Source organism: Streptomyces sp. NPDC056169, assembly GCF_042268445.1.
In the GTDB taxonomy this organism is placed as follows: domain Bacteria; phylum Actinomycetota; class Actinomycetes; order Streptomycetales; family Streptomycetaceae; genus Streptomyces.
The window spans coordinates 213,427-238,100 of sequence record NZ_JBHJUO010000007.1 but is presented as its reverse complement, the minus strand read 5'-3'; the positions used below and the strand labels follow the sequence as shown (position 1 = coordinate 238,100).

Sequence of the window (24,674 nt, the reverse complement as noted above, 5' to 3'; positions counted from 1 at the left end):
GTCCGGAGGACTTCGCGGAACCTCCGGGCCTCTGACCAGTTGATCAGCACGGCTCGGCACTCAGCACGAGCCAGTATCCGAAAGGCCTTACCTCATGAAGAAGCTGTTGGCTACGGCTGCTGTGGCCGCGTCGGTTCTCGGCGCGACGGCGGCGGGTGCCGGGCAGGCGCTCGCCATCGCCGACGACGGCGGCACCACCTCGCTCAGCGGCAACGGTGCCCACCAGGAGTTCGGCAACTCCGCCACGTACGGCAACATGAGCCCGCAGTTCGCGCTCGTCCAGGGCTCCCTGAACAAGCCGTGCATCGGCCTCCCGGCCAAGGTCAACGCCGGTTCGCTCATCGGTCTCATCCCGATCGCGGTCCAGGACGTCAACGTCCTGTCCTCCCCGCAGAACCAGCAGTGCACCGAGAACTCCACCCAGGCCAAGGGTGACGAGCCGCTGTCGCACATCCTCAGCGACATCCCCGTGCTGTCCGGCAACGGCGCCGGCAACAGCTGAGCGACGCCGCTCGGCAGGCGGCCCCGCCGTCCCTCCTCGGAGGGGTGGCGGGGCCGTCCCCTTTAGTGCGAGGCCTTCACGGACTCGGCGAGCTCCGCCGGGTCGGTGACCGGGGCCTCGCACACGAAGTGACGGCAGACGTACGCGGCGGCCCCGCCGGCCACCAGCGGCCGGTCCTTCAGCAGCGGGAACTCCTCGCTGTCGGGGGCGCCCGTCGCGACCACCGCGCCGGGGGCGGTGGCCAGGAGCGCGGTACGGCGCAGCTCCTGGAAGGCCGCGTCGGCGGGGACGCCCACGACGGCGATCTCGCGGGGCCCGTCGAGGAGGGCCTCCGCGACCGCCAGGCCCCAGCCGATGAAGCGGGGCGCGCGCGGGCCGAGGGCCTTGACGACGCCGAGGGCTCCCTCGGCGGCGGCGCGGTGGGCGTCCGAGCCGGTGTGGGCGGCGTAGGAGAGGAGCGCTCCGGCGGCGGCGGTCCAGCCCGAGGGAGCGGCGTTGTCCGTGGGGTCCTGCGGGCGGCGGATGAGGGCCTCGGCGTCGTGGGCGGTGTCGTACAGCGCCCCGCCCTCGCCGGTGAAGCGGTCGATGACGAGGTCCAGGAGGAAGCCGGCGAAGTCGAGCCAGGCGCCCTCGCCGGTGACGGCGGCGAGGGCGAGGAAGCCCTCGGCGACGTCGGCGTAGTCCTCCAGGACCCCGTCGTTGGTGCCGGCCCGGCCGTCCTTGGACGTCCGGGTGAGGCGGGCGGTCTCGTCCATGTGGACGCGGACGAGCAGGTCGGCGGCCTCGGTGGCGCGCTCGACGAGGTCGGGGCGGTCGAGGAGCGCGCCGGTCTCGGCGAGGGCGGCGATCGCGAGGCCGTTCCAGGCGGCGACGACCTTGTCGTCGCGGCCGGGGCGCTCGCGCTCCTCGCGGGCGGCGAGGAGCCGGGCCGCGATCGAGGCGATCCGGCCGGCGTCGGCGACTCCGGCCTCCTGCGGGAGCTGGAGGACCGAGCTGCCGTGCTCGAAGGTGCCGTCCTCGGTGACGCCGTAGTGGGCGGCGGCGAGGGCGGCGTCCTCCGGGCCGAGGACGGCGGTCAGCTGCTCGGGGGTCCAGGCGTAGTAGGCGCCCTCGACGTGCTTGCCCGTGCCGTCGTCCGAGTCCGCGTCGAGGGCGGAGGCGAAGCCGCCCTCGGGGGTGCGCAGCTCGCGGACCATGAAGTCGGCGGTCTCCAGGGCGACCCGGCGGGCCAGGTCGCTGCCGGTGGCCCTCCACAGGTGGGCGTAGACCCGGCAGAGCAGGGCGTTGTCGTACAGCATCTTCTCGAAGTGGGGCACGACCCAGGCGCGGTCGACGGCGTAGCGGGCGAAGCCGCCGCCGAGCTGGTCGTAGATGCCGCCGCGGGCCATGGCCTCGCAGGTGTCCGCGGCCATCTGGAGGGCGCCCTCGGAGCCCGTACGGGCGTGGTGGCGGAGCAGGAACTCCAGGGCCATCGACGGCGGGAACTTGGGGGCCCCGCCGAAGCCGCCGCGGGTGGCGTCGTACTCGCGGACGAGGCCGAGGAGGGCCTGCGCGAGCTCCTCCTGGCCGGGGACGCCGTCGCCGCCGTAGGCGAGGGAGCGGCCCGCGAGGTCCTTGACGATCCGGTCGGCGACCTCGCCGACCTCGTCGCGGCGGTCGGCCCAGGCGCCGCGGACGCCTTCCAGGACGTCGGGGAAGGAGGGCATGCCGTGGCGGGGCTCCGGCGGGAAGTACGTGCCGAAGTAGAAGGGGGCGGCGTCCGGGGTGAGGAAGACGGTCATCGGCCAGCCGCCCTGGCCGGTGGCGGCCTGGACGGCCTCCATGTAGACCGCGTCGACGTCGGGGCGCTCCTCGCGGTCGACCTTGACCGCGACGAAGTGCTCGTTGACCAGGGCGGCGGTGGCTTCGTCCTCGAAGGACTCGTGCGCCATCACGTGGCACCAGTGGCAGGAGCTGTAGCCGACGCTGAGCAGCACCGGGACGTCGCGGCGGCGGGCCTCCTCGAAGGCCTCGGCCGACCAGGGCCACCAGTCGACCGGGTTGTCGGCGTGCTGAAGCAGGTACGGGGAGGTCTCATGGGCCAGTCGGTTCGGCATGGCCCCCATCCTGCCCTGCCGCCGCGGCCCCGCGCGGGATCCCTCCCCCGTCGAGCCGGGGCCGCTCCCGGCGGGGCGCCGCCACGAGAACGGCACCGTCCGTGAACCTTCTGTCGGGAGCCGGCCGATCGTCGACGCGGCACCGGACGGGGCGGGCGTGTGGACGCCCCCTGTGCCGTACCGCCAGGGGTACGGGACAGGGGGCGTCGTCCGCTACTTGCCGGGGGCGCCGGACGCGGCCGCCGGGGTGTCCGCGGCGGTCTCCGGGGCTTCCTCGAAGTCGACCTTGCCCATGTGGCGGTTCATCGACTTCATCAGCAGCCAGACCGCGACGGCCAGGACCGCGAAGACGACGAAGCCGAGGACGCCGGGGGTCACCTTGTTCTTGTCCAGCTCTTCGGCGGCGAAGGGGACAAGCTGGGTCAGTGCCAGGTGTGCGCTCATGCTAGGCATTGTCGCGGATGCCCGCGAAGAGATCTTCCTCGGGGAGGGAGGTCGGGACCAGCGCCTTGCTGAGCTCGTACTCCTCCGTCGGCCAGACCTCCTTCTGGATGTCCATCGGGACCCGGAACCAGCCGCCGTCGGGGTCGATCTGGGTGCGGTGGGCGATCAGGGCCTTGTCGCGGATCTCGAAGAAGTCGGCGCAGGGCACGAAGGTGGTCAGCGTCCGCTCCTTCCGCTCGAACTCGCTCCAGCGCTCCAGCCACTCCCCGTAGGGGGACTCCAGGCCGCGGGCCAGCAGCGCCTCGTGCAGGGCGGTGGTGCGGGGGCGGTTGAAGCCCTGGTTGTAGTAGAGCTTCAGGGGCTGCCAGACGGGGCCGAACTCGGCCTCCGGGAACTTCTCGGCGTCGGCCGCGCCGTCGAAGGCCACCATCGTGATCTTGTGGGTCATGATGTGGTCGGGGTGCGGGTAGCCGCCGTTCTCGTCGTAGGTCGTGACGACCTGCGGGCGGAAGGAGCGGATCTTGCGGACCAGCTCGCCGGACGCCGTGTCGACGTCCTCCAGGGCGAAGCAGCCCTCGGGGAGCGGGGGCAGCGGGTCGCCCTCGGGCAGGCCCGAGTCGACGAATCCCAGCCACTCCTGGGAGACGCCGAGGATCTCGCGGGCCTCGTCCATCTCCTTGCGGCGCACCTCGTGGATGTTCGCCTCGACGTAGGCGTCACCCTGAAGCTGGGGGTTGAGGACCGAGCCGCGCTCGCCGCCCGTGCACGTCACCACGATGACGTCCACCCCCTCGGACACGTACTTGGCCATCGTGGCCGCACCCTTGCTCGACTCGTCGTCGGGGTGGGCGTGCACGGCCATCAGTCGCAGTTGCTCGGTCAAGACTCGATCCTCAGTGATTCGACGCGGAGGGAGGCTTCTATAGTGACGGAATCGGGGGAGTGAAAATTCCGCCACCCCCGGCTTCGAGAGGATCCACCATGAGCGCGGTGCGAGAGCAGCTGCCCGAAGGGCGCTACGGGCGCTCCGCGGACGAGCGGGCCGACCGCAAGCTCAGGATCACCGGAGCGGTGCTGGGTGTCCTCTTCCTCGGCATGCTGGGCTGGTTCGGCTGGTACTACGTCATCGACAGCAAGATCAGCGCCGAGATGATCAAGTTCGACGTGGTGAGCCCCACCGAGGTGCAGGTGCACCTGGAGATCCGCAAGGACGAGGGCGTCAAGGGCGTCTGCACGCTGCGGTCGCGGGCCGAGGACGGCACCGAGGTGGCCCGCAAGGACGTGCGGGTCGACGACCCCGCCGGCCGCGTCGACAGCGTCTTCACGCTCCGTACGACCGCGCACGCGACGAGTGCCGAGCTCGTGGGGTGTACGGCGCAGTAGCGGTGGGTAGGGACCGGGTGACGAGTCCCGGCGGGTCACGAGCGTGACCTGGGCTGACGCCATCTTGATGATGTATGTCCTCCCGCTTTTCGCCACTCATTGTTAGGCTCGTGGTTTCGCCCGCACGGGAAGCACCTGCTGTCCGTGTAGGGCGATGCTTTGTATTCCCAGTACCTACGAGGAGCACCTGTGACCCAGACCAGCGACAACGTCACCTGGCTCACCCAGGAGGCGTACGACAAGCTCAAGGGAGAGCTTGAGTACCTGTCTGGTCCCGCGCGTACCGAAATCGCGACCAAGATCGCGGCGGCGCGCGAAGAGGGAGACCTGCGCGAGAACGGCGGGTACCACGCGGCCAAGGAGGAGCAGGGCAAGCAGGAGCTCCGGGTCCGCCAGCTCACCCAGCTGCTCGAGCACGCCAAGGTCGGCGAGGCCCCGGCGGACGACGGCGTCGTCGAGCCCGGCATGGTCGTGACGATCGCCTTCGACGGCGACGAGGACGACACGACGACCTTCCTGCTCGCCTCCCGCGAGTACGCGAGCGACGACATCGAGACCTACTCGCCGCAGTCGCCGCTCGGCGTCGGCGTCAACGGCAAGAAGGCCGGGGACGAAGCCGAGTACGAGCTGCCGAACGGCAAGAAGGCCACGGTGAAGATCCTCAGCGCCAGGCCGTACGGCGTCTGAGCCACCGCATTTCCCGGCTTCGGGTGACGGGCCGGACCCCTCGGGGTCCGGCCCTTTGTCTTGCATGCACATGCAATGATGCGGCCTGACGTTGCGTCATCAGGGGGGATGGGCACAGTGCTGGGACCGCTGCGTGAGGGCACACCACGACAGATCGGACCGTACGAGGTGCTGGCGCGGCTCGGCGCCGGCGGCATGGGCGAGGTCTTCCTCGCGCGGGACGGACGGGACGCGTCGCAGGACGGGGTCTTCGTCGCCCTGAAGACGGTGCGGCGCGACGTCGCCGGTGATCCCGCCTTCCGGGACCGGTTCCGGCGCGAGATCCGGGTCGCCGCCCTCGTCTCCAGCCCGTACGCCGCCGCACCCGTCGGCGGCGACGCCGACGCCGAGGTGCCCTGGCTGGCCACCGCGTACGTCCCCGGGCCCAGCCTCTCCCAGGCCGTGCGGCGCGGCGGCGCGCTGCCCGTCGCCACCGTGCGCGCCGTCGGCGCCGGGGTCGCCCGCGCCCTCGCCGACCTGCACGGGACCGGGGTCCTGCACCGGGACCTCAAGCCCGGGAACGTCATGCTCTCCGTCGACGGCCCCCGCCTCATCGACTTCGGCATCGCCCGCAGCAGCACCGCCACCACCATGACCGCGACGGGAGTGATGGTCGGCACCCCTGCCTTCATGTCCCCCGAGCACGTGGCCGGGGCCCGTCGCGTGTCCGCCGCCTCCGACGTCTTCTGCCTCGGCTCGCTCCTCTGTTACGCGGCGACCGGCGAGGACCCCTTCGGCGACGGGCCCCTCGCCGCCGTCCTCTACCGGGTCTCGCAGGCCGAGGCCGACCTGAGCCGGGTGCCGGAGGAGCTGCGCGGGACCGTCGCCGCCTGCCTGGCCCTGGATCCGGCGGACCGGCCCACGCCGGGCGAGCTCGCCGAGCTGCTCGGCGCGGACGCGGGGAGCCGCTTCCCGTGGCCGGAAGGCGTACGGGACCACATCGGCGAGTACGGGACGGAGCTCGCCCAGCTCGTCGCCTCGGGCGGGCCGCTCCTGGAGGTCGCGCCCGCGCCGGCGGTCGATCCGCGAGGGCCCGTGGTGACGTCCGGAGTGCCCGGGCTGCACTCCGTACCGACGCAGGCACCGGTATCCGCTCCCACCGCGCCCGCGCCTTCTCGTCGGGGGCGGCGGGGGCGGGTGCTCGCCGCCGTCCTGGCGCTCGCGGTCGTGGCCGGGGGCCTCGGCACGTATCTGCTGTGGCCGGACGGCGAGGCGAAGAAACCGAAGACTCCCGCGAAGGCCGCCCCGCCCGCCGCGCCCCGCATCCCGGGCGTGGACGACCGGGGACTCGCCGACGCCTCCGGGGTCGTCCCGCAGAACGCGGCGCAGCGGCCGGCCGGCTGGAAGCCGTGGAAGGCGAAGCTGACCGCGCCGGCGTTCGGCTGCTCGGCCAACGAGAAGGTGCTGGTCTGCCGGACGACGGACGGGCGGTACGAGGCGCTGGATCCGGCGAGCGGGAAGAAGCTGTGGGACGTCCCGCGCGACGAGAACTCGCCGCCGGAGACCTACGTGACCGGCAAGGGGTTCCCCCACGCGGCCGGTGGCGCCACGCGCCCCACCGTCCACGACGGGAGCGTGGTCCTCGTCGCCGCGCAGTCCCTCCAGGTGCGCGACGCGCGCACCGGCGCCGTGCGCTGGGAGAAGCCCGCGCAGGGGCCGCAGGGCTTCTTCGCGACGCGGCCCGTCGTCGCCGACGGGATCGTCTACGCGGCGACGGAGGTGGCGCAGGACGTCAACTGGGTCCGGGCCGCCCTGACCGCGTTCTCCCTGGCCGACGGGAAGCAGCTCTGGTCGAAGGAGCTCACCAACGGGCAGATCTCCATGGCCGAGCGCAAGGCGTACGAGCCCCTCGCCTACTCCCGGGGGATCGTCTACGGCCTCAGCCAGGGCGGGCTCGTCGCGTACGACGGCAGGAAGGGCACCCAGCTCGGGCAGGTCGACCCGGACGCCAAGGACTGCGAGGAAGTCCGGGTGCTCGGCGCGTCGGCGTACTGCGCCGACATCACGCACGGCGCCAACACCGGCCAGAAGGCCGACCTGCATCTGCTCGACGCCCGCACCCTCGCCACGAAGGCGTCGCTTCCCGGCGCACTCGGCAGGACCGTCCCCACGGCGATCGGTCCGCGGTCCGTCGCGGCCTGGGACAAGGGCCTGCGGATCCTCGATCCGCGCACCGGCGAGACGCTCGCCTCCTTCCCGGCCGAGGCGGCTCCGGCCGGCCTGGCCCAGAACTGGTCCGCGCCGCTGCTCGCCGGCGACCAGGCCGTGTACGCCGACTACTCCTCGCTCTACACCGTGCGGCTCGGCGCCGACGGCACGCCCGGCGGTCTCAAGGTCACGGCGCTGCCGGGGGCGCCGGGGGCGCGCGCCGAGGAGGAGGACTACGACCCGAACTGGGGCACGTTCTCGGCCGCGCAGATCCGGCAGCCGGAGGTCCTGCCGGTGGGCGGGATCGCGTACGTCGTCTTCGACAAGGGCGCCGTCGCGTCGGTCGAACTCCCCAAGTGACGCCGCTCAAGTGACCCGCTCACGTGACCTCACTCAAGTGACCCGTTCAAGTGACTCCGTTCAAGTGACGTCCTGAAAGGACCTGTTCGGTGCTGGAAGCTCTGCCCTCGGGGCAGCCCCCGCGGCTCGTCGGGCCCTACCGGCTGCTGGCCCGGATCGGTGCGGGCGGCATGGGCGAGGTGCATCTCGCCTGCCGGGCCGACGCGCCGACGGCCGATCCGTACCGGATGGTCGCCGTGAAGACCGTGCGGGAGGACCTGGAGGTCGACGGGGACTTCCGGACCCGGTTCCGGCGGGAGATCGCGGCGGCGCGGACCGTCGACGGGCCGGGGGTGGCGCGGCTCGTGGACGCCGACGCCGACGCGCCCTCGCCGTGGCTGGCGACGGAGTACGTGCCGGGGCCCTCCCTCGCCGAGGCCGTCGTACGGTCGGGGGCGCTGCCCGTCGCGGCCGTGCGGGCCCTCGGGGTCGCGCTCGCCACGGCCCTGGCGGAGGTGCACCGGGTGAAGGTGCTGCACCGGGACCTCAAGCCGGCGAACGTGCTGCTCGGCGCGGCCGGGCCGAAGCTGATCGACTTCGGCATCGCCCAGGCCTTCGAGGCGACGGCGCTGACCTCGACCGGGCTCGTGGTCGGCTCCCCCGGGTTCATGTCGCCGGAGCACCTGGTGGGGAGCCGGGCGGTGGTGACCGCGTCGGACGTGTTCTGCTTGGGTGCGGTGCTCGCGTTCGCGGCGAGCGGCCGAGGGCCGTTCCACGACGACGAGATGGCCGCGGTGATCTACCGGATCACGCGCGCCGACGCCGAACTGTCCGGGGTCCCGGAGGAGTTGCGGCCGGTGGTCGAGCGCTGCCTGCGACTCGATCCGGCGGAGCGGCCCTCGGCGGGGGAGCTGGCGGAGCTGCTCGGCGGCGGAGGTGCTCCGGCCGTCTTCCCTTGGCCCGGTGGGGTGTTGTCACTGCTCGCCTCATACGGAGAGGCGGCGCGGAGCGTCGGGGAGGCGGCGTCCTCGGGTGCGGGCGTGGCGGACCTGCCGACGCTCGGTCCGGTCGTTCCGTACTCCCCCACGGCGATGACGGACCGGCCGCCGGCGCCGGTCACCGCCCCTGCCGCGCCTCGCCGGCGGCCGTGGGGTGCGGTCGTGGCGGGCGCGGTGGCGGTGGCCGTGCTCGCGACGGTGGGCGTGGTGCTGCTCAACCGGACCGACGGGACGGGGAGTGCGGACGGTGGGGTCGCGGGGCCGCCGAGTACGGCCCCCGGTACGTCGGAGGCCCCGGCTCCGCGGACGCTGAGCCAGGTCGTCCTGCCGTACGGCGGCAAGGGCCACACCAACGACTTCGGCACGGCCGGCACGGACCGCGCGTACCGCCCGGCCGGATGGTCGCCGTGGACCACCGAGGTGGAGCCGGGCGCGGGCACCTGCGCGCTCTCCCCGAAGGTCCTGGTCTGCCCCGGGTCCGGCGGCGCGGTCACCGGGCTGAACGCGGCGGACGGCAAGCAGCGGTGGAAGGTGCTGGGCCGGGGCGAGGGGCTGCGCAGCGGGGCCCAGTACCCGGCGGTCGTCAGCGACACCGCGTATGTGACGGGGCCGGACGGGGTCGTCGCGTACGGGCTCCTGAACGGCAAGGAGCGGCGCCGGATCCCGGGGCCCGGGGCGGAGTGGGCCGTGAAGGGCACCGACCTGCTGGACGGGGTCCTCTACTCCACGTACGTCAACACGCGCGACGAGCGGACGGGGCTCGTGACCGCCGTCCGACTCGGCGACGGCAAGAAGCTGTGGCGGACGCCGCTCGACGCCCTGCCGGAGGAGCCGGTCGCGGCGGCCGGACGGGTGTTCGTCCCGCTCGGCAACGTGCCGGTGGCCCTGGATGCCCGTACCGGCAAGGAGACGGCGCGGGGCACGGAGGCCTGCGGCGGCTTCACCGTCCACGAGAAGAGCGGCAGCGTGCTGTGCTCGGGCCGGCAGGACGGCACCGTCGGCGTCCTCGACCCCGCGACGCTCGCGCTGCGCCGCACGATCGGCAGCCAGGTCTCGGCCGGGCCCGCGGTGAGCGCGGACGGGCTCGTCGCCGTCATCGACGCGGGCGACCAGGTCGTCACGTACGACCTGGAGAGCGGCCGCCAGAAGTGGCGGGCGTGGGCGGACTCCGGGCAGCGTGTCTATCTCGCGGGCGATCGGGTCGTGGTCGCGGGCACGGAGAGCGTCGTCTCCTATCCGGCCTCCGGTCCTGACGACGACAACGGCAGGGAGGACTACCGCCTCAACCCGCCTGACGACTTCCCGAGAGTGCAGGCCGCCGGAGACGCGCTGGCCGCCGGAGGGGCGGTGTTCCTCGCCCTCCCCGACGGCCTCGTCGTCTCCGGATATCTGCCCTGATCCGCTCTCCTAGCCGTCCGCGCGGCGGTACTTGCGGACCGAGAGCGTACGGAAGATCGCGACGATCAGGATCGAGTAGATCAGCGACGCCCACACCGGGTACTGCATCGGCCAGGCGTCGGACGGGGAGACGCCCGGGTCGCCGAAGAGTTTGCGGCAGGCCTGCACGGTGGCGCTGAAGGGGTTCCATTCGGCGATGGGCTGGAGCCAGGACGGCATCTGGCTGGAGTCCACGAACGCGTTCGAGATGAACGTGACCGGGAAGAGCCAGATGAGGCCGCCGGACGTCGCCGCCTCCGGGGTGCGGACCGAGAGGCCGATGAGGGCGCCGATCCAGGTGAAGGCGTAGCCGAGGAGGAGCAGCAGGGCGAAGCCGGCCATGACCTTGCCGAAGTTGGTCGGTGCCGCGTACCCCGGGCGCCAGCCGATGAGCAGCGCGACGATCGCGAGGACGAACAGGGTCAGCGCCGTCTGGCAGAGGTCGGCGAGGGTGCGGCCGGTGAGGACCGCGCCCCGGGCCATCGGCAGGGAGCGGAAGCGGTCGATGAGGCCCTTGTGCATGTCGTCCGCGATGCCCGCGCCCGCGCCGGCCGTGGCGAAGGTGACGGTCTGCGCGAAGATGCCCGCCATCAGGAAGTTCTTGTAGACGTCCGGGTCGGTGCTGCCGCCGATGCTCATGGAGCCGCCGAAGACGTACGTGAAGAGGATCACGAACATCACCGGCTGGATCAGCCCGAACAGGATCATCTCGGGGATCCGGGTCATGCGGATCAGGTTGCGGCGGGCGATGACCAGGGAGTCGTTCACGGTGCTCACGTGGCCGTCTCCTTCGTCCGGTCACGGCCGCGTCCGTCGCGTCCGCCCTGGCCGTCCTTGCCGTCCTTGCCGCCCTGGCCGTCCTTGCCGTTCTGCGGGGGCGATCCGCCGTTCTCCTCCTCCGTCAGCGCGGCCGCGTGGCCGGTCAGGGAGATGAAGACGTCGTCGAGGGTGGGGCGGCGCAGGCCGATGTCGTCGATCTCGACGCCGACGGCGTCCAGGTCGCGGATGACCTCGGCGAGCAGCTTGGCACCGCCGGAGACGGGGACGGTGAGCTTGCGGGTGTGTTCCTCCACGGAGACCTCGCCCTGGCCCCGGCCCGCGATGCCGTAGCGGCCGAGGACGTCGCGGGCGCCCGCGATCATGCCGGGTTCGTGGACGACGACCTCGACGCGCTCGCCGCCCGTCTGGGCCTTGAGCTGGTCGGAGGTGCCGCGCGCGATGACCTTGCCCTGGTCGACGACGCAGATGTCGTGGGCGAGGTGGTCGGCCTCCTCCAGGTACTGGGTGGTGAGGAGCAGCGTCGTCCCGCCCGCGACGAGCTCCTTGATGACCTCCCACAGCGCCTGCCGGTTCCGGGGGTCGAGGCCGGTCGTCGGTTCGTCCATGAACATGACCGGCGGGGAGACGACGAGGGCCGCCGCGAGGTCGAGGCGCCGCCGCATGCCGCCGGAGTACGTCTTGGCGGTGCGGTCGGCGGCGTCGGCGAGCCGGAACCGTTCGAGGAGCTCGTCGGCCCGTACCTTCGCCGCCTTCGCCTTCATCTGGTACAGCTGGCCGACCATCTGGAGGTTCTCGCGGCCGGTGAGGTATTCGTCGACCGCGGCGAACTGGCCGGAGAGGCCGATCGAGCGGCGGACCTGTTCGGGATGTTTGAGGACGTCGATTCCGGCGACGACGGCCCTGCCGCTGTCGGGCTGGAGGAGCGTCGTGAGGATGCGCACGGTGGTGGTCTTCCCCGCGCCGTTCGGACCGAGGAGGCCCAGGACAGTGCCCTCCGGTACGTCGAGGTCGACGCCGTCCAGAGCTCGTACGTCGCCGAAGGTCTTCACCAGACCCTCGGCGTAGATCGCGCCTGGCATGTGGATTCTCCCAGGGAGATTCGGGCGTTTCCTACCGATCCTAGATTTACCGGGCGGGCCCCGCCCAGTGAATAAGTGATCCACGCCACACGATCACGGGGTCGCGGCCCCCTCCAGGCGCTTCCGCAGCTCCACGGTCCTGCCCTGGTCGCCGAGGCGTTCCATCCAGCGGAGCGCCTTCCCCCAGCAGCTCTCCGCCCCGGTCTTGTCCCCGAGGTCGGCGAGGGCGTCCCCGAGCCCCATGAGCGAGACGGCCTCGCTGTGCTGGTCCCCGCCGAGCCGCTGGAGGGCGAGCGCGCGCCGGTACGCCTCGACCGCCTCCGCCGGGCGGCCCGCCGCGCGCAGGACGCCGCCCCTGACCCGCAGACCGATCGCGAGGCTGACGCGGTCGTGCGTCGCGCGCTGGATCTCCTCCGCCCGGTCGAGCACGTCGAGGGCCTCGTCGTGGCGGCCCAGGTGGGACAGCGCGTGCGCCGTGTTGTTCAGCGTGGCGCAGCTCTTCGGATCCCAGGCGAGGGATTCCCGGTAGTGGTGGAGCGCGGGCTCGTGGTCGCCGAGGTCGGTGAAGCACGTGCCGATGTTGTTGAAGACGGAGGACAGCTCGGCGTCCCGGCCCCGCACCCCCTCGTGGAGGCGCAGCGCCCGGCGGAAGTACGTGATCGCCTCGGCGGGGCGGCCGGCCTGCTGGATCTGGTTCCCGATGCCGTTCAGCATCCACGCCTCGGCCCGCTTGTCCCCGAGGGCCCGGGCCGCCGCGAGGCCGACGGTGTGCGTGGACAGCCAGTCGTCGTTGCGGCCGAGCCTGACGTACGCCCAGAGGGAGGCCGCGAGACTCCAGGACTGCGCGTACAGGCCGGTCTCGTGGGCCAGGCTCACGGCGGCGACCAGCACGTCGTGTTCCCGCTCGGACCAGCCGTACGCCTCGTCGTAGCCGGCGAAGGTGACGGGCCGCCGCGGATCGGGGCCCAGGGGCACGCGACGGGCGGAGGGCGCCAGGCGCGCGGTGGCCGCGTCGGCGCCGCGCAGGCACCACAGGACGAGGCGCTCGACGGCCCGCGTGCGCTCCTCCGCGGTGTCCGTCTCCTCGGCCAGCTCCCTGGCGAGCTCCTGGAGCAGGCAGTGGAACTGGTAGCGGCCCGGCGCGGGGGACTCCAGGAGGTGGGCGTCGACGAGCGCCTCCAGCCAGTCCTCGACGGACATCTCGTCGCAGTCGAGCAGGGCCGCGGCGGCCTCGGTGCCGAACGCCACGCTCGGCATCAGGCCGAGCAGCCGGAACGCCCGCGCGGGGCCGGTGCGCGCCGTGGACTCCTGGAGGAGGAGTTCGTAACTCATCTGGAGCGCCGTGCGGACGTGCAGGTCGTCGGCGTACAGCTCCCGCAGGACCCGCCCGTGGCTGGTGAGCCGCTGGGCCAGGTCCTGGACCGACCAGGCGGGGCGCGCGGCGAGGCGGGACCCGGCGAGGCGCAGCGCCAGCGGCATTCCGCCGCAGGCGCGCAGCACCTCCTCGGTGGCGGCCGGCCGGGCCGCGACCCGGTCCTCGCCGACGATCGACGCGAGGAGCCGGTGGGCCGCGTCGTCGGGCAGCGCGCCGAGGTCGATCCGTACGCCCGGGAAGCTGACCAGCCTGCGGCGGCTGGTCACCAGGACGGCGCTGCCCGCCGCGCCCGGCAGCAGCGGCCGTATCTGGGCCGCGTCGCCCGCGTCGTCCAGGAGGATCAGCATCCGCCGGCCGGCGATCAGGCTGCGGAACAGCGCGCTGCGGGCCTGGAGGCCGCCGGGCACCTCCTCCGGTGCCGCGCCGAGCGTGCGGAGCAGCAGCCCGAGGGCGTTCTCCGGGGACATGGGCATCGTCGTCATGCCGCCCAGGTCGAGGAAGATCTGGCCGTCGGGGAAGCGCTCGCGGATCTGGTGCGCCGCCCGCACCATCAGCGTCGTCTTGCCCATGCCGCCGCTGCCGGAGACCCGGTGGACGAGGACCGTCGCCCCGCCGGGGCGGTCGGTCGCGGTCAGCTCTCCGACGATACGGTCCAGCTCCTGCTCCCTGCCGGTGAAGTCGGCGGGCGAGGAGGGGAGTTGGTGCGGGACGGGGTGGGTGTCGGCGGGCGGGTCCGCGTCGGTGCGTACGGGGTGGGACGGGCTCGGCAGTGGAAGGGGTTCCGCGGGGGCCTGCGGTGCGGTGAGCGCCGGGTCGAGCGTCAGGATGCGGCGGTGCAGTTCGACGAGACCCGGCTCGGGGTCGACGCCCAGCTCCCCGCGGATCGTCCGGCGGGCGGTGTCGTAGGCGAGGAGCGCGTCGGCCGGCCGGCCGCTGCGGTGGAGGGCCAGCATCAGCTGGCCGACGAACGTCTCGCGCAGCGGGTGGGCCGCGACCAGTGCGGCGAGTTCGGCGGCGATGCCCTGGTGGCGGCCCAGGTGCAGATCGGCCTCGTAGCGCCACTCCAGGACCTGGAGCCTGGCCTCCTCCAGGCGCCTGACGAACGGTTCCCGTTCGCTGTCGGGCAGGGGTACGTCGGAGAGCGGCGCACCCCGCCACAGGGCGAGCGCCGCGCCCGTCAGCTCCTCGACCGCCGTCCAGTCCTCGGCGAGCCGCGCGGTCCGCGCCCGGGAGATGTACCGGTCGAAGCGGGTGACGTCCAGCTCGTCGTCCAGGACCCGCAGCCGGAAGCCGGCCGGGGTGACCTGGATCCGGGACTCCGGCGCGTCGATCCCCTGGTCCTCCGCCGCCCCGTCGCAGCCCGGGTCGAGGTCGCGCCGGAGGCGGGCGACGTGGTTGTGGAGCGAGGCGCGGGCGGTGGCCGGAACGGACTCCCCCCAGATCGCGGTCTTCACGGTGTCCCAGGACACCGGGGCGTTGGCCCGCAGCAGCAGCACGGCCAGCAGGGCCCGCGCCTTCGGTGTCCCGACCTGCCGGGGCGTACCCCCGACATCCTCCACGACGAACGAACCCAGCAGCCCGAAGCGCACGGCGACCATCCCCCCAGAGTCGTTCACCAGCCACTGGGGAGATGATCCGACGGTCGCATCGTAGGTCCGGAACGGCCGATTCGGGACGGGGTTTCGCATGGTGGGCGGGTCGCGTCCCAGGGACGCGGGAGGGCGCCGGGACAGTGGCATCCGGCCACCGCGTCCGCTCCCCCGTTGGTGGTTCGTTGGTGGGCCGTTGGGCCCGCGCGCGAGGCTGTGACCGCCGGTGAGGAGGACGAGTGATCGGGGGATCCAGGATGGCGGCGAACGGTGGCCGGGGCTGCTCGGGATGCGAGGCGGCGCCCTGGGAGGAGCTGACGGCCGAGATGCGGCGGATCAAGTGCGCCGCGGAGCTCAGCTACGGCAAGCTCGCGCAGCGCACGCACTACAGCCGATCCTCGTGGGAACGGTTCCTGAACCAGAAGCAGTTACCGACGCGGATCGCGGTCGAGCAGTTCGCGGCGGCCTCCGGGGAGGACCCCCGGCCGCTCCTGATCCGCCTGGAGCACTCGCTCGCGCACGAGTCGGCCGCGCGGACGACCGCCGGGATCCCGGCGCCCGCGCCGCACGCCGCGGCGCGGATCCGCCGGGGGCCCGTGCGGCCGCGCGGCCCGGTCGTGGCGGGCGGCGTCCGGCCCCTCGGCCTGGTCGTGGCGGGCGCCGTGCTCGGCGGCCTGGCGGCCGAGCTCACCCGCGCGGCCCGACTCCACCGGCCGCGCTGACGGGGCGGGCGGGGCGGGGTACGGGGGGGGTAGGGCGCGGGGTACGGGCGCGGGGCGGTGGACGCGTACGCGCGCGGGGTACGGGCGCGGCCGGGCGCGGGGCGGGGCGGGGCGGTGGACGCGTACGGGCGCCGCAGGGCGCGGGGCGGTGGCGCAGGCATACGGAGGTACGCGGGGCGCGGGGGTACGGGGGTACGGGGTCGGCCGGGCGGCGGGCGCAACGCTGGGGTACGGGGGTACCGGGCGCTGCGGAGCCGGGTCAGCCGAGGATCGTGTAGCCCGCGTCCCGCAGCGCCTCCTCCACCTCCCGGCAGTGCTCCGGGCCCTTCGTCTCCAGGTGCAGCTCGACCTCCGCCTCCGTGAGGCCCAGCCGCGGATCCGTCCGTACGTGGCTCACGTCGAGGACGTTCGCGTCGACCACCGTGAGGACCGCGAGCAGGGTCGCGAGCGCCCCCGGCCGGTCCGTCACCCGCAGCCGCAGGCTCAGATAGCGGCCCCCGGCGGCCATGCCGTGCCGCAGGATCCGCTGGAGGAGCAGCGGGTCGACGTTCCCGCCCGACAGGATCGCCACCACGGGCCCCTGGAAGGCCCTCGGGTCGGCGAGGAGGGCCGCCACCGGGCTCGCGCCGGCCGGTTCGACGAGCAGCTTGGCCCGCTCCAGGCAGAGCAGCAGCGCCGACGACAGCTCGTCCTCGGAGACGGTACGGACCTCGTCCACGTACTCCTGGATCAGGGCGAACGGCACGTCGCCCGGCCGCCCCACCTTGATCCCGTCGGCCATCGTCACCGGCGACTCGATCACCACCGGATGCCCGGCCGCCAGCGAGGGCGGGTACGCGGCCGCGCCCTCCGCCTGCACGCCGATCACCTTCACGTCCGGGCGCAGCGACTTCACCGCGAGCCCCACGCCGGCCGCCAGACCGCCGCCGCCGATGCCCACGACGATCGTCCGGACCTCCGGGCACTGCTCCAGGATCTCCAGGCCGACCGTGCCCTGCCCCGCGATGATGTCGGGGTGGTCGAAGGGGTGGATGAAGACCGCGCCCGTCTCCCGGGCGTACTCCTCCGCCGCCGCCAGCGTCTCGTCGACGACGTGGCCGTGCATCCGGACCTCGGCGCCGTAGTCCCGGGTGGCCGCGACCTTCGGCAGCGGGGCGCCGACCGGCATGAAGACCGTCGCGTGCACGCCGAGCAGCTTCGAGGCGAGCGCGACGCCCTGCGCGTGGTTGCCCGCCGAGGCGGCGACGACCCCGGCCGCCCGCTCCTCGGGGCGCAGCCCGGCGATCCGTACGTACGCCCCGCGCAGCTTGAAGGAACCGGTCCGCTGGAGGTTCTCGCACTTGAGCTGGACCGGCGCCCCCACCAGCGACGACAGGTGGCGGCTGCCCTCCATCGCGGTCACCCGGGCCACCCCGGACAGCATCTTCTGCGCCCCGCGCACGTCGTCCAGCATGAGGTGGTGCAAGGGGTCTCGCGTACGGAAGCTCATGACAGCAAGTCTCGCAGCTCACCGCCCTCGTGGCCGCTCGGCGGGCGGGTGCCGAATCCGGTTTGCGCAGCCCCGGTACGGACCCCCTCGGGTCCGCGTACTCTGTCCCCCACCAACCGACCACCTCGCACGAGAGAGACCCACAGCCATGCCCACATCTCAGGACATGACGACTGAGCTCGACCCCGGTCTCCTCGACGCCCTCCAGCACCAGGTGGCCGTCTTCGCCCGCCGGGCCGAGCAGACGCGCCTCGGCGGTACGGGGCAGCTCCGCAACTCCATGGACCGGGCCGCCTACCTGCTCCTCAACCGGCTGGACCAGGAAGGGCCGATGGGCGTCAAGGCGCTCGCGGCGGGCATGGGGATCGACTCGTCCACGGTCACCCGGCAGGTCGCCCCGCTCGTCGACACCGGCCTGGTCAAGCGGACCTCGCACCCGGAGGACGGGCGCGCGGTCGTGCTCCAGCTGTCGCCGCGCGGCCTCGCCCGCCTGGAGGAGGTCCGCTCCTCGCGCCGTCAGCTGATGGTGGAGGTCACGGACGGCTGGACGCAGGCCGAGCGCGAGTCCTTCTGCACCCTGCTGACGCGCTTCAACACCGCCCTGTCCGCACGGCAGTCGGCGCACACGGGCCACCCGGGCACCGCGTCCGGGGGTTCGTCGACGGAGTCCGCTCCGACCTCTTGACCCCGGCCGCCCGCTGCCCTCCTATGAGGGGGTGCGCGAGCATCGGATCGGACCTGGCGGCGGGCCTGGCAACGGGCCCGGGAGTCAACAGGCCCACCGCACCCGGGAGTTCGAGGCGTTCGTGGCCGGGGCGGCAGGGCGGCTGCTGCATGCCGCGACCCTGCTCACCGCCGAGTCCCGTACCGCCAACCCCCAGGCGAGGGCGCTGCTGAGCGCCGCCCTCGCCCATACGTACGCGGTGTGGACGCGGCTCCGCGACGAGGACCCGTACGACCTCGCGCGACGCGATCTCGCCGCCCGCTTCGCCCGCACCGCGTGGCGGCACCACGGCGGGCAGGGTCCGCTGGCCGCGCTCGGCCCGCAGGAACGTCTCGTCGTCGTCCTGCGGCTGTACGAAGGCGTGGCCGAGGAGCAGGTCGCGGCCCTGCTCGGGCTCTCCGAGGCACGTGTCCGCGCCGTGTGCGCGCGCTCGGTCGCCGCGCTCCGGGCCGCGGCGCGCGGCGCGGCGGCCGCCCCGGGTGCCGCTCGGGAGATCGCCGCGTGACCCGGCACGAGGACAAGGAGGCGGCGGTCCGGCGGATGCTGGACACCCCGCACCCGCCGGTCCCCGCGGACCTCGCCCTCCGGGCGGTGGAGCGCGGCTCCCGGCGGGCCCGCCGCGACCGTGCGGCCCGCCGGGTGCTGTGGGGCCTGTTCGCCGTCGCGGTGCTCGTGTTCGTGGTGTGGGCGTCGGTGGAACGGCCCTGGGAGACCCCGCCGGCACGGACGACTCCCCCGCTCGAAGGGTGGTGAGGAGAGGCCGGGCCTAGCCTGGAGGAGGGGGCTACGGGAGGTCGTCATGGCCAGGAAAGCCACCGATTGCCGGGACACCCCGAGCGTCTCCGGCTGCTCGCTCTACATCTCGGGCGAGGAGGAAGAGGTCGTACGGGCGGCGGCCGAGCACATGGTCTCCGTCCACGAACACACGGACTCCCCCGAGCTCCGCGAGCAGGTCAGGGCCGAGCTGAAAGAGTCGCTGCCGGGGACCTGAGGCTGCCGGGGACCCGAGTACGGCAGAGGGCCCGGGCCCCTGGAAGGTGCCCGGGCCCTCCGTACCGGCTAGCCCAGGGCCTGGCGGAGGTCCGCGAGCAGGTCCTCGACGTTCTCGATGCCCACCGAGACGCGGACGAGGTCGGCCGGGACCTCAAGGGCCGAGCCCGCGACGCTCGCGTGCGTCATGCGGCCCGGGTGCTCGATGAGGGACTCCACGCCGCCCAGCGACTCACCGAGCGTGAAGAGCTGCGCACGGTTGCAGACCTCGACCGCCGCCTCCTCGCCGCCCTGGACGCGGAAGGAGATCATCCCGCCGAAGGAACGCATCTGCTTGGCCGCGACCTCGTGCCCCGGGTGCTCCGGCAGGCCCGGGTAGAGGACCTGGGTGACCTTCGGGTGCTGGGTCAGCATCTCGACGATCTTCGTCGCGTTCTCGCTGTGGCGGTCCATGCGCACCGCGAGCGTCTTGATGCCGCGCAGCACGATCCACGAGTCGAAGGGCCCGGCGACCGCGCCCATCGCGTTCTGGTGGTAGGCGAGCTCCTCGCCGAGCGCCTCGTCGGCCGTCACGAGCGCGCCGCCGACGACGTCCGAGTGCCCGCCCATGTACTTGGTGAGCGAGTGGACGACGACGTCCGCGCCGAGCGCCAGCGGCTGCTGGAGGTAGGGCGAGGCGAAGGTGTTGTCGACGACGAGCTTGACGCCGGCCTGGCGGGCGACGCCGGCGACGGCCTCGATGTCGGTGATGCCGAGGAGCGGGTTCGAGGGGGTCTCGACCCAGATCAGCTTCGTACGGTCGTTGACGGCGTCCCGCACCGAGGCGATGTCGGAGGTGTTCGCCACCGAGAAGTCCACGCCCCAGCGCTGCACGACCTTCGCGAAGAGCCGGAAGGTGCCGCCGTAGGCGTCGTTCGGGATGACCACGTGGTCGCCGGGCGCGAGGAGGGTGCGCAGCAGGCAGTCCTCGGCGGCGAGCCCCGAGGCGAAGGCGAGACCGCGCCGGCCGCCCTCCAGGGCCGCCAGGTTCTCCTCCAGGGCGGTACGGGTCGGGTTCGCGCTGCGGCTGTACTCGTATCCGCCGCGCAGCCCACCGACGCCGTCCTGCTTGTAGGTGGACACCTGGTAGATGGGCGGGACGACCGCGCCGGTCAGCGGGTCGGCGGTGTTGCCCGCGTGGATCGCGCGGGTCTCGAAGCTCTGATGAGAGTGCTGGTCGCTCATGGTCAGGAGCGTAGTGCCGAGCGCCCCCTGCCGCTTCGTTCGTCTCACGCGGCGTCCTGGACAATGGACGCATGGAGATTCTGTTGTTCCTGTTCGCGATGGTGCTGCTGTTCGGTGTGCTCAGCCGCTTTGTGCTGCGCCGCCGGGGCGGTGTCGGGATCCGTCAGGTCGCGCCGGGGGCACCGGACGCGGCGGACCCGGAGGCGTACGGCTTCGCCCGGCAGGAGGAGCAGGACGTGCGGTTGCCCGGCGCCGACGACGACCTGCTCCACGTCCTCGACGTCGTCCAGGCCACCCAGGACTGGCGGGCGGCCTCGCGGCTCCTCGCGGACACCGACAAGGAGGGCGAGGTGCGCTGGCAGCGCGTCCAGGCCTTCGCGGGCGCCGCCTCCCTGGAGCTCCAGGAGCGGCCGGGCGTCGGCGGGGCGTGGCTGCGGGCCTGGCGGGCGGACGCCCCGAAGGACGCGGGCGGCGCGGCCGTGCACGCCGAGTTCCTGGTGCAGCAGGCGTGGCGTTCCTCGGCGGCCGGGTCCGACGACTTCCGGATCATCCTGGAGGAGGCGCTGAAGGTCGCCGACGAGGCGGCGCTGCTCGCCCCCGGCGACCCCGTCCCGTACATCACGCAGCTGGCCGTGGCGCGCGGCCTCGGCTACGGCCACGAGCAGTTCGACCAGGTGTGGGCGAAGGTCATCGACCGGGCTCCGCAGCACATGGGGGCGCACCTGGCGGCCCTGCACTACTGGTGCGAGAAGTGGCACGGCTCGCGCGAGGAGGCCGATCACTTCGCGACGACGGCCGCGGCGCGCGCCCCGCGGGGGTCGCTGCTCGCGGCGCTGCCGCTGTTCGCGGTGTACGAGCACGTGCCGGACGTGGTGCTGGTGCAGGACTTCTTCCGTACGGCCGTGGTGAGCAAGGCGACGGAAGGCGCGCTGTACGCGGTCCACTCGGCCCGGCCCGACGACCCGATGCTCGCGCACGTCCGCCATCTGCTCGTCTGGTTCCTGGTGCGCGGCGAGCGCTGGGCGGAGGCCATGCACCAGCTGGTGCACGTCGACGGGCACGTGGGTGCGGTGCCGTGGACGCTGAGCGGGGACCCGGCGGCGGAGTACACGGTCTTCCGGAACCTGGCGGTGGCGGGGTACGAGGCGAACGGCGGCAGTCCGGTGACGCTGCCGCGCTGAGGCGGACGGCGCAGTCCGGTGACTGCTGCCGCGCTGAGGCGGACCGCCGGAAGTGTGGCGGCGAGGGCCGGGAGGGGAATCCCTTCCGGCCCTCCCTTGTTGTGCGTAGCGCCGACCGTCGAGGAGAGATGCAGCATGTTCCTGTCCCGCACCCCCGTCCTCCCCACCCCCGAGCAGGCTCTGCGCGGCCGCCCGGAGCCCGAGTTCTCCGTCCCGGAGCGCCACACGGTCCTCGGCAACCCGCTCCTCGGCCCCTACCCGGAGGGGCTGGAGGTCGCCGATTTCGCCCTGGGCTGTTTCTGGGGCGCCGAGCGCAAGTTCTGGCAGACCGAGGGCGTCTGGACGACCCTCGCCGGTTACCAGGGCGGCCTCACGCCGAACCCGGCGTACGAGGAGGTGTGCTCGGGCCTGACCGGCCACACCGAGGTCGTCCGGGTCGTCTTCGACCCGTCGAAGGTCTCGTACGAGTCCCTCCTGAAGCTCTTCTGGGAGTCCCACGACCCGACCCAGGGCTTCCGCCAGGGCAACGACGTGGGCACGCAGTACCGCTCGGCGATCTACACCCACTCCCCCGCCCAGGCCGCGCAGGCCGAGGCCTCCCGTGCGGCCTACCAGAAGGTGCTGGCGGGCTCCGGCTACGGCGAGATCACCACGCACGTCCTGCCGGCGGACGAGGAGCGTCCGTTCTATCCGGCGGAGGCGTACCACCAGCAGTACCTGGACAAGAATCCCGCGGGCTACTGCGGCATCGGCGGCACCGGTGTCTCCTGCCCGATCGGCGTCGCCGAGGCGCCGGGGGTGTGAGTCCGGCCGACGCCCCCGCCCTGCCCTCGCCGGCAGCGGCGGGGGCGTCGGGGCTCCAGGAATCCTCAATCGGGCCGGAATCCGGCGGTGTTAGGCTGGCGCCATGCAGTTCTGCCACGCTCAGGCCCGTTACATGAGGCTGCGCCGCGCCTAGCGGCGGGCCCCTCTTCACGCGTCTCGACTCTCCGCGCGCCCTTCCTCGCACTCCTGCGTTCTTCGTTCGCACTCCTGCGTTCTTCGCTCGCAGCCCTGCGTCGGTACGCGCGCTCTCGCGTTCGTTCAGGCCCTCCGCTTCCGTGTCCCGCCGGTGCGGCCCCTCGTGCTGCCCCGGCTCCGAACGGCTTCGCGGAGCAGACTCATGCCTTTCCCTCCTCATTCCTCGCATTCTTCGCATTCCCCGCTTTCCCCGCAGGGCGGGCGACACGAGCTCGGCCAGAACTTCCTCGTCGACCGGTCCGTGATCGACGAGATCGACGGCCTGGTGGCCCGGACCAAGGGTCCGATACTCGAGATCGGTCCGGGTGACGGCGCCCTGACCCTCCCCCTGAGCAGCCACGGCAGGCCGATCACCGCCGTCGAGCTCGACGGCCGGCGGGCGCAGCGCCTCGGGGCCCGTACGCCCGGTCACGTGACCGTGGTGCACCACGACTTCCTGCGCTTCCCGCTGCCGCGCAACCCGCACGTGGTCGTCGGCAACGTCCCCTTCCATCTGACGACGTCGATCATGCGGCGGCTGCTCGACGCCCAGCACTGGCACACCGCCGTCCTCCTCGTCCAGTGGGAGGTCGCCCGTCGCAGGGCCGGCGTCGGCGGGTCGACCCTGCTGACGGCCGCCTGGGCTCCCTGGTACGAGTTCGACCTGCACTCCCGGGTCCCCGCTCGCGCCTTCCGCCCGATGCCGGGGGTGGACGGGGGTGTCCTGGTCATCCGGCGGCGGTCCGCGCCGCTCGTGGGCCAGGTGAAGACGTACCAGGACTTCGTCCGCCAGGTGTTCACGGGCCGCGGGAACGGGCTGAAGGAGATCCTGCGCCGTACCGGGCGGATCTCGCAGCGGGAGCTGGCGGCGTGGCTGTGGCGGAACGACATCTCGCCGCACGCGCTGCCCAAGGATCTCAAGCCCGGCCAGTGGGCTTCGCTGTGGGAGCTGGCGGGCGGTTCGGCCGGCGGTGGGTTCGACGGTGTCGACGGCACGGTCGTCGGCGCGGCCGGAGCACCCGGGACGGCCCGGGCGGGGGCCGGTCATCCGGGAGCCCGCGTGTCCGCGAACCGCCGGGGCGTGCCGCCGCAGGCGCGGCGCGGCCGGGGGCGCACCGTACGCAGCGCCACCGGGACCGAGCCGGGGCGGCGCGGGGGCCGGCCGGAGGCCTCCTGACCTGGGGCGGCCGGACAGGCCCCCCGGGGGGTGGCGTCGCGGGGTTGCGGGGTCGCGGGGCTGCGGGGGTGCGAGGCCGGGGCTGTGGGCTGCGAGGCCGAAGGCCGCGGGGCCGGCCGGCGGTCGCAGGGTCGCGAGGCCCCGGGGCCGGGCCTCGGGGCTATCTGCCCGTGCGGCGTCCGTACGAGGAGCCGCGTGCGCCCTGGCGTCCCTTCGTCTGCCGAACCTGCCCGCGGGGAGCGTAGGGGTCGCCGCCGCGCGCAGGGCCGGACCTGCGGGCCCCGGGCGTCGCCGGTTCGTGGTCCCGGCCGCCGCCGCCCTGGGCGGGCGTGCGCGGGCCGGCCACCCCTGGCCCGGACCCGGGCTGGGAGGCCTGGAAGAGGGCCACCCACTGGGTGAGGGTCAGGTCCTTCGGCAGTCCGCCGTCGGGAATTCCGTGGCGGTCGGCGAGGGGGCGGTAGCTCTGCCGGGGGATGTGGCGCCGGAGGATCTCGGCGAGGCCCCGGCCGCGGCCGGTGAAGACGGCTTCGGCGAAGTTCTGGAAGGCGCGGCACGCGCTCTCCGGCAGGAGGGGCCGGGGCCGTCGCCTGATCGTCAGGATGCCGCCGTCGACGCTGGGCATCGGGCGGAAGGACGCGGCGCGGACGCGGTCGTGGACCTCGAACTCGTACCACGGCGCCCAGGAGGTCGTGAGCAGCGATCCGCCGCTGTGACCGGCCCGTTTACGGGCGACCTCCCACTGCACGATCAAGGAAGCCGACTGCCAGTCGGTGGATTCCAGGAGACACCGGAGGATCTGGGTCGTGATGCCGAAGGGAACGTTTCCGATGACGGTGTCGATCTCGCTCGGAAAGCGAAAGTCGAGGAAATCCCCCTGGAATACGGTGACCCTTTCCCCGGAGAACTTCTTCCGTACATGCGCGGCCCAGTGCGGGTCCATCTCCACGGCCGTGACGGTGTCGAAGGAGTGCAGCAGCTCCTCGGTGATCGCGCCCTTTCCGGGGCCGATTTCGAGAACGTGCCTTCCGTCCCCCTCGACCTGCCGGACGAGATTGCGCACGGCTCTGTCGTCCTGGAGGAAATTCTGCCCCAATTCACGGCGGAGAGTGTCCCGATCCGCTCGTCTCGGTGCGGAGTCGCGCACGGCCATGAACGCTCCCCTCCCTGGCTCCGTGGTCAATGGACTTGGCACGGACCATACCTCACGGGTCACCGCCCGGCCGGGGAGTGAGTTGACACAGGGGCGGCCTGCCACAAGGGAGTTGGAAGGGG

General features: G+C 73.2%; 21 protein-coding genes and 1 pseudogene. 13 read left to right on the top strand and 9 right to left on the bottom strand.

What is annotated here, in order from left to right:
* The first annotated feature begins 94 nt into the window (after nt 1-94).
* A complete protein-coding gene (locus ACFC0G_RS13595; protein WP_376402011.1) occupies nt 95-502 on the top strand; it encodes a rodlin in 408 nt (135 codons plus the stop codon).
* 62 nt (nt 503-564) lie between these two features.
* On the opposite strand, the gene ACFC0G_RS13590 is transcribed toward ACFC0G_RS13595, so the two are convergent.
* The 3 genes from ACFC0G_RS13590 to mca all read right to left on the bottom strand — a co-directional run bounded on the left by ACFC0G_RS13590 (nt 565) and on the right by mca (nt 3,925).
* Nucleotides 565-2,598, bottom strand: a complete 2,034-nt coding sequence (locus tag ACFC0G_RS13590; RefSeq protein WP_376402008.1) for a thioredoxin domain-containing protein — start codon at nt 2,596-2,598, stop codon at nt 565-567.
* A gap of 213 nt (nt 2,599-2,811) precedes the next feature.
* Entirely contained in the window at nt 2,812-3,042 is a 231-nt protein-coding gene (locus ACFC0G_RS13585; RefSeq protein ID WP_376402005.1) for a hypothetical protein, read from the bottom strand.
* 1 nt (nt 3,043) lies between these two features.
* A complete protein-coding gene (gene mca, locus ACFC0G_RS13580) occupies nt 3,044-3,925 on the bottom strand; it encodes a mycothiol conjugate amidase Mca (RefSeq protein WP_376402002.1) in 882 nt (293 codons plus the stop codon).
* Nucleotides 3,926-4,023: 98 nt separating this feature from the next.
* Here mca and ACFC0G_RS13575 point away from each other — a divergent pair, with 98 nt between their 5' ends.
* From ACFC0G_RS13575 to ACFC0G_RS13560, 4 genes are all read left to right on the top strand, one after another.
* Nucleotides 4,024-4,425: a DUF4307 domain-containing protein gene (locus ACFC0G_RS13575; protein ID WP_376402000.1), complete on the top strand. Its 402-nt coding sequence runs from the start codon at nt 4,024-4,026 to the stop codon at nt 4,423-4,425.
* 189 nt (nt 4,426-4,614) lie between these two features.
* Nucleotides 4,615-5,112 (top strand): transcription elongation factor GreA, encoded by a 498-nt coding sequence (greA, locus tag ACFC0G_RS13570; RefSeq protein WP_376401997.1) that lies wholly within the window; start codon nt 4,615-4,617, stop codon nt 5,110-5,112.
* A gap of 108 nt (nt 5,113-5,220) precedes the next feature.
* Nucleotides 5,221-7,659 (top strand): protein kinase, encoded by a 2,439-nt coding sequence (locus tag ACFC0G_RS13565; protein WP_376401994.1) that lies wholly within the window; start codon nt 5,221-5,223, stop codon nt 7,657-7,659.
* An 89-nt stretch (nt 7,660-7,748) separates the two neighbouring features.
* Complete coding sequence (locus ACFC0G_RS13560; RefSeq protein WP_376401991.1) at nt 7,749-10,034, top strand: protein kinase; 2,286 nt, start codon at nt 7,749-7,751, stop codon at nt 10,032-10,034.
* Nucleotides 10,035-10,043: 9 nt separating this feature from the next.
* Here the strand turns inward: ACFC0G_RS13560 and ACFC0G_RS13555 are convergent, their stop codons facing one another.
* The 3 genes from ACFC0G_RS13555 to ACFC0G_RS13545 form a co-directional block, all read right to left on the bottom strand.
* Nucleotides 10,044-10,850, bottom strand: a complete 807-nt coding sequence (locus ACFC0G_RS13555; protein ID WP_376401988.1) for an ABC transporter permease — start codon at nt 10,848-10,850, stop codon at nt 10,044-10,046.
* The gene (locus ACFC0G_RS13550; protein WP_376401985.1) at nt 10,847-11,932 is read right to left on the bottom strand and encodes an ATP-binding cassette domain-containing protein; all 1,086 of its coding nucleotides are present in this window, start codon (nt 11,930-11,932) and stop codon (nt 10,847-10,849) included. The genes ACFC0G_RS13555 and ACFC0G_RS13550 overlap by 4 nt, the downstream gene beginning before the upstream one ends.
* A 93-nt stretch (nt 11,933-12,025) precedes the next feature.
* Complete coding sequence (locus ACFC0G_RS13545) at nt 12,026-14,905, bottom strand: BTAD domain-containing putative transcriptional regulator (RefSeq protein ID WP_376401981.1); 2,880 nt, start codon at nt 14,903-14,905, stop codon at nt 12,026-12,028.
* A gap of 248 nt (nt 14,906-15,153) precedes the next feature.
* Between ACFC0G_RS13545 and ACFC0G_RS13540 the strand changes: the two genes are divergently transcribed.
* Nucleotides 15,154-15,618, top strand: coding sequence for a helix-turn-helix domain-containing protein (locus ACFC0G_RS13540; protein WP_376401978.1), 465 nt, complete (start codon nt 15,154-15,156; stop codon nt 15,616-15,618).
* Between the two features lie 259 nt (nt 15,619-15,877).
* On the opposite strand, the gene ilvA is transcribed toward ACFC0G_RS13540, so the two are convergent.
* Nucleotides 15,878-17,107, bottom strand: coding sequence for a threonine ammonia-lyase (gene ilvA, locus ACFC0G_RS13535; protein ID WP_376401975.1), 1,230 nt, complete (start codon nt 17,105-17,107; stop codon nt 15,878-15,880).
* 148 nt (nt 17,108-17,255) lie between these two features.
* Here ilvA and ACFC0G_RS13530 point away from each other — a divergent pair, with 148 nt between their 5' ends.
* From ACFC0G_RS13530 to ACFC0G_RS13515, 4 genes are read left to right on the top strand one after another with little or no spacing between them, the layout of a single operon-like run.
* Complete coding sequence (locus ACFC0G_RS13530; RefSeq protein ID WP_376401972.1) at nt 17,256-17,792, top strand: MarR family winged helix-turn-helix transcriptional regulator; 537 nt, start codon at nt 17,256-17,258, stop codon at nt 17,790-17,792.
* Between the two features lie 31 nt (nt 17,793-17,823).
* Nucleotides 17,824-18,336 (top strand): sigma factor-like helix-turn-helix DNA-binding protein, encoded by a 513-nt coding sequence (locus tag ACFC0G_RS13525; protein ID WP_376401969.1) that lies wholly within the window; start codon nt 17,824-17,826, stop codon nt 18,334-18,336.
* Nucleotides 18,333-18,584: a hypothetical protein gene (locus ACFC0G_RS13520; RefSeq protein WP_376401967.1), complete on the top strand. Its 252-nt coding sequence runs from the start codon at nt 18,333-18,335 to the stop codon at nt 18,582-18,584. The genes ACFC0G_RS13525 and ACFC0G_RS13520 overlap by 4 nt, the downstream gene beginning before the upstream one ends.
* A gap of 46 nt (nt 18,585-18,630) precedes the next feature.
* A complete protein-coding gene (locus ACFC0G_RS13515) occupies nt 18,631-18,822 on the top strand; it encodes a DUF1059 domain-containing protein (RefSeq protein WP_376401964.1) in 192 nt (63 codons plus the stop codon).
* Between the two features lie 68 nt (nt 18,823-18,890).
* Here ACFC0G_RS13515 and ACFC0G_RS13510 read toward each other — a convergent pair whose 3' ends face one another.
* Nucleotides 18,891-20,045: a cystathionine gamma-synthase gene (locus ACFC0G_RS13510; RefSeq protein ID WP_376401961.1), complete on the bottom strand. Its 1,155-nt coding sequence runs from the start codon at nt 20,043-20,045 to the stop codon at nt 18,891-18,893.
* 71 nt (nt 20,046-20,116) lie between these two features.
* Here ACFC0G_RS13510 and ACFC0G_RS13505 point away from each other — a divergent pair, with 71 nt between their 5' ends.
* From ACFC0G_RS13505 to erm (ACFC0G_RS13495), 3 genes and pseudogenes are all read left to right on the top strand, one after another.
* Nucleotides 20,117-21,226, top strand: coding sequence for a hypothetical protein (locus ACFC0G_RS13505; protein WP_376401958.1), 1,110 nt, complete (start codon nt 20,117-20,119; stop codon nt 21,224-21,226).
* A 135-nt stretch (nt 21,227-21,361) separates the two neighbouring features.
* The gene (gene msrA / locus ACFC0G_RS13500) at nt 21,362-22,030 is read left to right on the top strand and encodes a peptide-methionine (S)-S-oxide reductase MsrA (RefSeq protein WP_376401955.1); all 669 of its coding nucleotides are present in this window, start codon (nt 21,362-21,364) and stop codon (nt 22,028-22,030) included.
* Nucleotides 22,031-22,388: 358 nt separating this feature from the next.
* Nucleotides 22,389-23,183, top strand: a pseudogene (erm, locus tag ACFC0G_RS13495) (23S ribosomal RNA methyltransferase Erm); the annotation flags it as partial.
* A gap of 379 nt (nt 23,184-23,562) precedes the next feature.
* Here erm (ACFC0G_RS13495) and erm (ACFC0G_RS13490) read toward each other — a convergent pair.
* Nucleotides 23,563-24,552 carry a 23S ribosomal RNA methyltransferase Erm gene (gene erm / locus ACFC0G_RS13490; RefSeq protein ID WP_376401952.1) on the bottom strand — a complete coding sequence of 330 codons (990 nt, stop codon included), beginning with the start codon at nt 24,550-24,552 and terminating at the stop codon, nt 23,563-23,565.
* Nucleotides 24,553-24,674 lie beyond the last annotated feature (122 nt).

Coding starts and splice junctions, on each gene's coding strand:
- ACFC0G_RS13550 (WP_376401985.1), bottom strand. CDS start 11,932: ATGCCAGGCGCGATCTACGCCGAGGGTCTGGTGAAGACCTTCGGCGAC.
- ACFC0G_RS13585 (WP_376402005.1), bottom strand. CDS start 3,042: ATGAGCGCACACCTGGCACTGACCCAGCTTGTCCCCTTCGCCGCCGAA.
- ACFC0G_RS13565 (WP_376401994.1), top strand. CDS start 5,221: ATGGGCACAGTGCTGGGACCGCTGCGTGAGGGCACACCACGACAGATC.
- ACFC0G_RS13540 (WP_376401978.1), top strand. CDS start 15,154: ATGGCGGCGAACGGTGGCCGGGGCTGCTCGGGATGCGAGGCGGCGCCC.
- msrA (WP_376401955.1), top strand. CDS start 21,362: ATGTTCCTGTCCCGCACCCCCGTCCTCCCCACCCCCGAGCAGGCTCTG.
- ACFC0G_RS13545 (WP_376401981.1), bottom strand. CDS start 14,905: ATGGTCGCCGTGCGCTTCGGGCTGCTGGGTTCGTTCGTCGTGGAGGAT.
- ACFC0G_RS13530 (WP_376401972.1), top strand. CDS start 17,256: ATGCCCACATCTCAGGACATGACGACTGAGCTCGACCCCGGTCTCCTC.
- ACFC0G_RS13595 (WP_376402011.1), top strand. CDS start 95: ATGAAGAAGCTGTTGGCTACGGCTGCTGTGGCCGCGTCGGTTCTCGGC.
- ACFC0G_RS13575 (WP_376402000.1), top strand. CDS start 4,024: ATGAGCGCGGTGCGAGAGCAGCTGCCCGAAGGGCGCTACGGGCGCTCC.
- ACFC0G_RS13505 (WP_376401958.1), top strand. CDS start 20,117: ATGGAGATTCTGTTGTTCCTGTTCGCGATGGTGCTGCTGTTCGGTGTG.
- ACFC0G_RS13510 (WP_376401961.1), bottom strand. CDS start 20,045: ATGAGCGACCAGCACTCTCATCAGAGCTTCGAGACCCGCGCGATCCAC.
- ACFC0G_RS13515 (WP_376401964.1), top strand. CDS start 18,631: ATGGCCAGGAAAGCCACCGATTGCCGGGACACCCCGAGCGTCTCCGGC.
- ACFC0G_RS13590 (WP_376402008.1), bottom strand. CDS start 2,598: ATGCCGAACCGACTGGCCCATGAGACCTCCCCGTACCTGCTTCAGCAC.
- erm (WP_376401952.1), bottom strand. CDS start 24,552: ATGGCCGTGCGCGACTCCGCACCGAGACGAGCGGATCGGGACACTCTC.
- ilvA (WP_376401975.1), bottom strand. CDS start 17,107: ATGAGCTTCCGTACGCGAGACCCCTTGCACCACCTCATGCTGGACGAC.